This is a genomic window from Mammaliicoccus fleurettii, from assembly GCF_003970575.1.
Classification (GTDB): domain Bacteria; phylum Bacillota; class Bacilli; order Staphylococcales; family Staphylococcaceae; genus Mammaliicoccus; species Mammaliicoccus fleurettii.
The window spans coordinates 23,418-30,862 of sequence record NZ_RXWZ01000063.1 but is presented as its reverse complement, the minus strand read 5'-3'; the positions used below and the strand labels follow the sequence as shown (position 1 = coordinate 30,862).

The following is a 7,445-nucleotide window of genomic DNA, read 5'->3' as shown; positions in this document are numbered from 1 at the left end:
AGGCAGTAAATGAATTAACTAAGTATATCCATTTTTATAATACTAATAGAATTACATTAAAAATGGCCGAATCCATAGCTTAGCTATGAACTCGACCAAAAATCCATTTTTATTATTTAGTTGTCTACTTGACAGGGTACAGTTCAAATTAAAGTGGGTTTATTCTTTATATTCATCTTTCAATATCCCCATATAAATATCTGTATGATATTGATTATTTATTAAAGCACCTTTTCTATCTCGGCCTTCTTCAATAAACCCAGCTTTTTTATATGAATTAATGGCACGTTCATTATAATCCAATACTCTTAAATATATTTTATTTAAGTTTAATGTATTAAAACCATAATTTAATATTACCTTGGTGACGCTAGTTCCTATCCTTTTTCCCCAATAGTTCGGATTAAATATACCGATAGCAAATCTTGCTTTATTATCTTCTTCTTCAAGTTTTAGACTAACTTGTCCAATAAAAACATCTTCATAATCGATAACCCACTCTAATGGGTTGCTATTTATCTCTTCAATCCAAAGTTCAGCTTTTTCTCTAGACTTTTCAGTACGATGATCTAATGATGAACCATACATTTTTAATAATTCTTTATCAAAAGGAACACTTAAATAATCTTCAACATCACTTAATTTTGCATCTCTTAATAATATATTTTCTGTAACTCTTATTGTTGTTTTTTCCAAATTAATCACCTACTCAATTTTAGATTGTTTTTACTATAAATAATTAAACTTACTCATCTATTCATTTATATAGTCTTTTACATTTATTAAATTCTATCACATAAAGAGAGTGAGCAAATAATGAAATATTCACTCCTCACTAACGATTTCTAGCTTAATTCTATCTGGGTCTTCGAAGTAAACAGCATAATGATTTTTACCGCCAGCATATGGGTGTTTATCTTCATACAAAATATTCATGCCGTTCTCTAATAAAATATTACTTATATTATCTACTTTATTTCTATTTGAAACACTGAAAGCTATGTGATTTAATCCTATTCTTTTTCTATGGTAACCATATTTTCTATACTCTTCTTCGACTTCTACAAAAACAATATAAGTTTTATCTAATTTAAAACTAAAACCATTTTCCCAATCTTGGTATAACTTATAACCTAACTCAGGTAATAACCATTCATAAAACTTTCTAGTTTTATTTATATCTTCTACATATATTTCTATATGATGTATAGCACCACTCATTACAGCCACCCACTATTTTTAAAAATTTATCTTCGTTTTATTTACTGAATATTCTAACATAAATACACATAAAAATAACCACTACGAAGAGTGGATGCGGAAAGTATATTGTCTATTTGTAAATATTTTTTCCCGCTGTTCAATACGTTCTATATGCTTATTATGATGTATATTATATAAATCTACCTGTAACTTATCAATGACCGTGATTCGGTTGTTACATCCATTCTGTGCATCCAAAAATAAAAAGCCCTCAACCACAAGGGCTGAGAGCTATATAATGGAGACGGCGGGAGTTGAACCCGCGTCCAGAGATCCTGATACAAATGTTTCTACGTGTGTAGTCAAGTCTTTATTGTTTCGCGTTGTATCAGGGGGCTGACACCCTATTACAACGCTAGTTTGATTAATCTCTTCTCGTCAGACTTCAAACGGCAGTGACGAGCGTATCCTACTTAAAGTTGAATCACGTTAACAGCACATAGGCGATGCTGTTAGGTGATGCAGAGTGCTATTACGCAGCTACTGCTAAGTTTTGTTGTTTGCCAGTTATTATAACTGTTGTGTTGATGACGAAGACAACCCTCCGACACGCTTCATAAGCTCGGGGACCCCTGTCGAATCCGTAACGTCCCCTCAATAAGAAATATACTTCTTTTTAGCAGAAGTATATTTAATCTTAACAATTTTTTATTGATTTATCAATAAAATTATTTAATATCTTTGTTTCATTGCTCTTTCAACGTCACGTTTTGCTTCTTTTTCTTTCAAAGCATGTCGTTTATCATAGTCACGCTTACCTTTTGCTACTCCTAAAAGCACTTTACAGTAACCGTGTTTAATGTAGAGCTTAAGTGGTATTAATGCATACCCTTTTTCTCTTGTAATACCAAAGAGTTTATCGATTTCTTTTCTTTTTAAAAGTAATTTACGATTTCTCAATGGATCATGGTTAAATCTATTTCCTTCTTCGTACGGTGCAATATGCATGTTGTATACGTACATTTCTCCGTTGTAAACACGTGCGTATGAATCTTTTAAGTTTGCACTACCTCGGCGAATGGATTTGATTTCAGTACCTTGAAGGACAATTCCCGCTTCAACCGTATCTTCTATTGTATAATCATGGCTTGCTTTACGATTTTGCGCTAATGGTTTGCTTTGAACTTTTGGCACATCCATCACCTACTTTCTATTTTTTCTTGCCTCTTGCTTTATTTTTTACATTTTTAGCTTTGTAATAAGGCTTTTTGTCTTTGTTATCTTGTCTACCGCCTTGTTTACCTTTTGCTCTGCCTTTTTTATGATGATTAGGCTTGTCACCTTCTTTAGATGTAGTACGTTTTTTGGCTTTGATTGTTTTTTCTCTCGCCAATCGTTCTCTATTTTTTTCAGCTATTGGCATACCTACAACTTGTAAATCTATCATTCTTTCATCAACGTTAACGTTAATTACTTTAACTTCCACTTTGTCACCAATTCTAAATACTTTAGCTTGGCGTTCACCTATAATAGCCATGTTCTTCTCATCAAAATTATAATAGTCATCTGTTAAGTTAGAGATGTGTACCATACCTTCTATTGTGTTCTCTAATTCAACGAACATACCAAAGTTAGCAACAGAACTTATAATACCTGTGAATACTTCTCCTACATGTTGTATCATGTATTCTGATTTCTTCAAGTCGTCTGTATCGCGTTCTGCATCAATTGCTCTTCTTTCACGTTTAGATGTATGTTCAGCTATATTAGGTAACACTTCTTCCCAATGTCTAATATTTTTACTATTCATAGACTTATCGATTAAATATTTACGTATTAATCTATGGACGATTAAGTCAGGATATCTTCTAATTGGTGATGTGAAATGTGTATAATAATCAGCTGACAAACCAAAGTGTCCTAAATTATCTTCACTGTATCTAGCTTGTTGCATACTTCTTAACATTAATGTAGAAATAACCATTTCTTCTTTTTGGCCAGCAACTTCTTGAACAATTTTTTGTAATGTTGATGGATGAATATCTTCACTTGATCCTTTAACAGCAAGACCAAAATTAGCAATAAATTCAAAGAACTTATTTAATCTTTCTGCTTTAGGATTTTCATGGACACGATAGATAAATGGTACTTCAAGTTTACTAAAATGCTCAGCGATTGTTTCGTTAGCAGATAACATAAAGCTTTCGATTAATCTTTCAGCATCATTTCTTTCTCTTACTTTAATGTCAGTTGGTATGCCATCTTCATCTACTAATACTTGTGCTTCTTTAATATCAAAATCAATTTCACCACGTCTTTTACGTTTAGCGATTAATTGTTGTGATAATTGTTGAGCTAAATCAAGCATTGGTGTAATTTCAGCATATTGATTTCGGATATCTTGATCTTCATTTTCAATAATAGAATTTACATCGGTATAAGTCATTCTATAATCAGAGTGGATCACACTTTCAAAAATATCATGACTTACCACTTCACCTTGTTGGTTAATTTCCATTCTACAGCTTAAAGTTAATCTATCTTCATTAGGGTTTAATGAACATATACCATTACTCAATCTATGTGGAATCATTGGAATAACTCTATCTACAAGATAAACACTTGTTGCTCTATCGTAAGCTTCATTATCTAATTCACTATTTTTAGTCACATAATAACTGACGTCAGCAATACTAACCGTAAGCTCTGTTAAACCATTATCAAGCGCTTTAATAGATACAGCATCATCTAAGTCTTTAGCATCTGCACCATCAATTGTTATTGTCAGTTCGTCTCTTAAATCACGTCTATCTTTTATTTCATCAGGTTTAATTTGATCGGGTACATTTTTAGCTTCTGCAATAACACTATCAGGAAACTCAATATTGATACCATGTTGATAAATTATAGATAATATATCAACACCTGGATCATTTTTATGACCAAGAATCGCCTTCACATGCCCTTCAGGATTATGTGAACCATCAGCATATTCAGTTATTTCTACTAATACTTTATGACCTTCAATCGCACCAAGATTTTTACCTTTAGGGATAAAGATATCTTGAGTGATACGCTTATCATCTGGTAATACGAAGCCAAAATGCTTAGCTTCAGTATATGTACCTACTACTTGCGTAATATTACGAGTTGTAATTGCTTTAACTCTTCCTTCTATTTTACCTTTATGGTCACCACGAGATGGCACAACTTCTACTAATACTTCATCACCATCCATTGCTTTATTAATTTGGTTAGGTGGTATGAAAATATCCTCGATTGTATCATCTTCAGGTCTTAAAAATGCAAAACCTTTCTTATGTTGACTCAATGTACCTTTAACAAGATCTGATTTATCTCTTGTCTTCTTATATCTATCCGTCTTTGTTCTTTCTAGTTGACCCGTTTGTTCTAAATCAACTAGAACTTTAATTAATTCTTTAAATGAATCAGCATTATTGAGTCCCATTACGTCTTGAAATTCACTTACTGTCATTGGACTGTATTCTTTATCATTGATGATTTCTTCAACTTCTTCTCTTAGATTCATAGTGGGCCTCCTTTCTCGTTTATATTATGATGTCTTATTCGGACCAATCTAATGATTCTAAGAACTGATACACGTCTTCGAATACTTTTTCTTTTTCTTGTCCGATTGTTATAACGTGACCAGATTCTTCATACCATTTAATATTTTTATCATCTGATGATGATTCATTGTAAATAATATTAGCTGAATCAGGATTAATCATTTCATCTTGTCTACCTTGAACGACAAATAAAGGATCAAACACTTCATCAACTTGATCTCTTACACCTTGAATTGTATCTTGCAATTCAGTCAAAGTATTTGTTGGATGAAAATGTTTCATTTCCTGTTCAATTTGTTCAGGTGTTTTTCCTTCATACTTCTTAAATTCTCTAGCGTATTCTAATACACCTTCAAACATTGTGCCTTCTGTTTTTATAAACATAGGGGAACACATTGTTATAATACCTTTTACATCTCTTTTTAAACTTAATTTTAAACTAAAAACGCCACCTAGTGAAAGTCCGGCTACTGCTATTTCAGTATAACCTTTTTCTTCCAAGAAATCATAGGCATCTAGACAATCTTTAAACCATACATATGGGCTGGATTCTAATATCTCTTCGGGAGGTCTACCATGACCTTCATAGTGTGGTGCATATGATGTATATCCTTTTTTCTGTAAGTATCGTCCTAGTTGTCTAACATCTGATGAATTACCTGTGAATCCATGTAAAAGTAGAACTGCTCTCTTTCCTTCTTCAAAGAAGAAAGGTTTAGGTAATTGAATTCTCATGATCGACCTTCCTTTAACATAATCTAGTTCTATTGTATCGTTTTTTTACTTGTAAACAAACAAAAAAGTCCGACAAGACAGTCGGACCACTACATTTTAAAGTAAGTTATTGCTAACATTAATAAGAAAAATAAAATTGATAAAATAATTGTAACTCTGTGTAAAAATAAATCTACTCCACGTTGTTTTTGTTTTCCAAATAATTGTTCTGCTCCGCCACTAATTGCACCAGATAATCCAGTACTTTTACCTTCTTGAAGTAACACGACGGTAATCAATGCAATACAAACGATGATTAATAAGACGATTAAAAATGTATGCATGGACTCGGTCCTCCTGTCTATTATAACAGTAGAATTATAGCATATTTACATTATTCACTCAAGTTTTCGTTAATTATACTCAACTGAAATACCTAATGATTTTAACATTTCAAAATAAGTCGGACAAGTCTTAGAAACACATGATGGGTCTAGCAACTTAACTCCATCAATTTTAGTACCAACTAAACTTAGTGACATAGCTACTCGATGATCGTCAAATGTGTCTAAAGTCGCTGCTTCAATTTGACCTGGCGTGATAGTCCATCCATCTTGATGTTCAACTACATCAATACCTAATTTAGAAAGACTTTCAGTTAATGCTGAAACACGATTACATTCATGATGACGAATATGCTCAACTCCTGTAATCGTAATTGGACCATCAGCAAAAGCAGCTAACGTACCAATTGTTAAAGCTTGGTCAGAACATGCATTCATATCTATCGTTAAATGACCTTTTAATTGTTCAGGACCAGAAATTACGACGTAGTCAGAACCTTTTTCAACAGTTGCGCCCATTCTCTCAAGAATATCTACAACTTCTAAATCAGGTTGATGACTTTCCATGTTTAAATGATTGATTTTAATTGTTGATTTATTTAGTGCAGCCAACGCCATAAAATAACAAGCAGTTGATAAATCAGCTTCTAAAGGTAATGTAGCTGGTTGATATTGACCTTGTTCAACTTTCAAATGTTTATAGTCATCTGAGACATCAACATTAATTCCAAATTGGTGCATCATCTCAATTGTTATATCAACGTAAGCACTTTGAACAATATTAGTAGTTAATTCTATTTCAGTTGGACGATTAAATAAAGGAGCAGCCATTAATAATCCACTAATAAATTGACTCGATTGGTTACCAGCAATTGAAACTTTTCCACCTGTTTGCGCTGTACCTTTTATAGTAATAGGTAATTGACCTTCTTCTTCAAGATATTTAACCTCTACTCCAAGTTGTTGTAATGCTTCATGAAGTGTTTGATGAGGTCTTACTGCTAATTGTTCAGTTGAAGTAACTGTAATTTCACTTTTTTCTTGTGTACCTAATATACCTGGTAAGAATCTCGCAGTAGTACCAGCAGAACCAATAAATATTTGCTGCTTATCTGGCAATTCTGCATGATTAATTCCTGTTATATGAATCTCATCTTCGATAAATTTGAAAGTAGCACCTAATTTTTTCAATGATTCCATACACCAATACGTATCATCACTTTTTAAGTATCCAGATAATTTTGAAGTGCCATTACTAAATCCTGCTAATATAAAAGCACGATTAGTTACACTTTTACTTCCTGGAATAATTACTTCTTTATTAAAAGATTGGTTGATAGGATGAAGTGTTAATGCTTCTACTCCATCTAAACTAGACCATGGTGATTTAGCACTTTTTAAATTAATCGTCATCTATGATCCTCCTAAAAAATTCATTGTCTCTATTATAGAACATTTTGATATGGAATGAAACGACAAAATATTGCTAGTTTAAAGCGTTAAAGAATATGTCGTGAGTTAATGTATTTTTGTGTAGTGAAGTAAGGCTCTATTTATCATGTTGTGCGAGTCTTGCAATATTCAGCCTCTCTAT

7 protein-coding genes and 1 other RNA gene are annotated in these 7,445 nt (G+C 32.3%); all 8 read right to left on the bottom strand.

What is annotated here, in order from left to right; genetic code table 11:
- Positions 1–159: 159 nt before the first annotated feature.
- The 8 genes from CD129_RS05540 to aroA all read right to left on the bottom strand — a co-directional run bounded on the left by CD129_RS05540 (position 160) and on the right by aroA (position 7,264).
- The gene (locus CD129_RS05540; RefSeq protein WP_174221871.1) at positions 160–696 is read right to left on the bottom strand and encodes a GNAT family N-acetyltransferase; all 537 of its coding nucleotides are present in this window, start codon (positions 694–696) and stop codon (positions 160–162) included.
- A gap of 129 nt (positions 697–825) precedes the next feature.
- Complete coding sequence (locus tag CD129_RS05535) at positions 826–1,221, bottom strand: VOC family protein (RefSeq protein ID WP_115337698.1); 396 nt, start codon at positions 1,219–1,221, stop codon at positions 826–828.
- 278 nt (positions 1,222–1,499) lie between these two features.
- Positions 1,500–1,857, bottom strand: a transfer-messenger RNA (tmRNA) gene (gene ssrA / locus CD129_RS05530).
- Positions 1,858–1,935: 78 nt separating this feature from the next.
- Positions 1,936–2,403 carry an SsrA-binding protein SmpB gene (gene smpB / locus CD129_RS05525; protein WP_078358599.1) on the bottom strand — a complete coding sequence of 156 codons (468 nt, stop codon included), beginning with the start codon at positions 2,401–2,403 and terminating at the stop codon, positions 1,936–1,938.
- Positions 2,404–2,413: 10 nt separating this feature from the next.
- Positions 2,414–4,753, bottom strand: coding sequence for a ribonuclease R (gene rnr / locus CD129_RS05520; protein ID WP_115337699.1), 2,340 nt, complete (start codon positions 4,751–4,753; stop codon positions 2,414–2,416).
- A gap of 34 nt (positions 4,754–4,787) precedes the next feature.
- Complete coding sequence (locus tag CD129_RS05515) at positions 4,788–5,528, bottom strand: alpha/beta hydrolase (RefSeq protein ID WP_078357417.1); 741 nt, start codon at positions 5,526–5,528, stop codon at positions 4,788–4,790.
- Between the two features lie 89 nt (positions 5,529–5,617).
- Positions 5,618–5,851, bottom strand: coding sequence for a preprotein translocase subunit SecG (gene secG / locus CD129_RS05510; RefSeq protein ID WP_078357416.1), 234 nt, complete (start codon positions 5,849–5,851; stop codon positions 5,618–5,620).
- A 69-nt stretch (positions 5,852–5,920) separates the two neighbouring features.
- Complete coding sequence (aroA, locus tag CD129_RS05505) at positions 5,921–7,264, bottom strand: 3-phosphoshikimate 1-carboxyvinyltransferase (protein WP_115337700.1); 1,344 nt, start codon at positions 7,262–7,264, stop codon at positions 5,921–5,923.
- Positions 7,265–7,445: the final 181 nt, after the last annotated feature.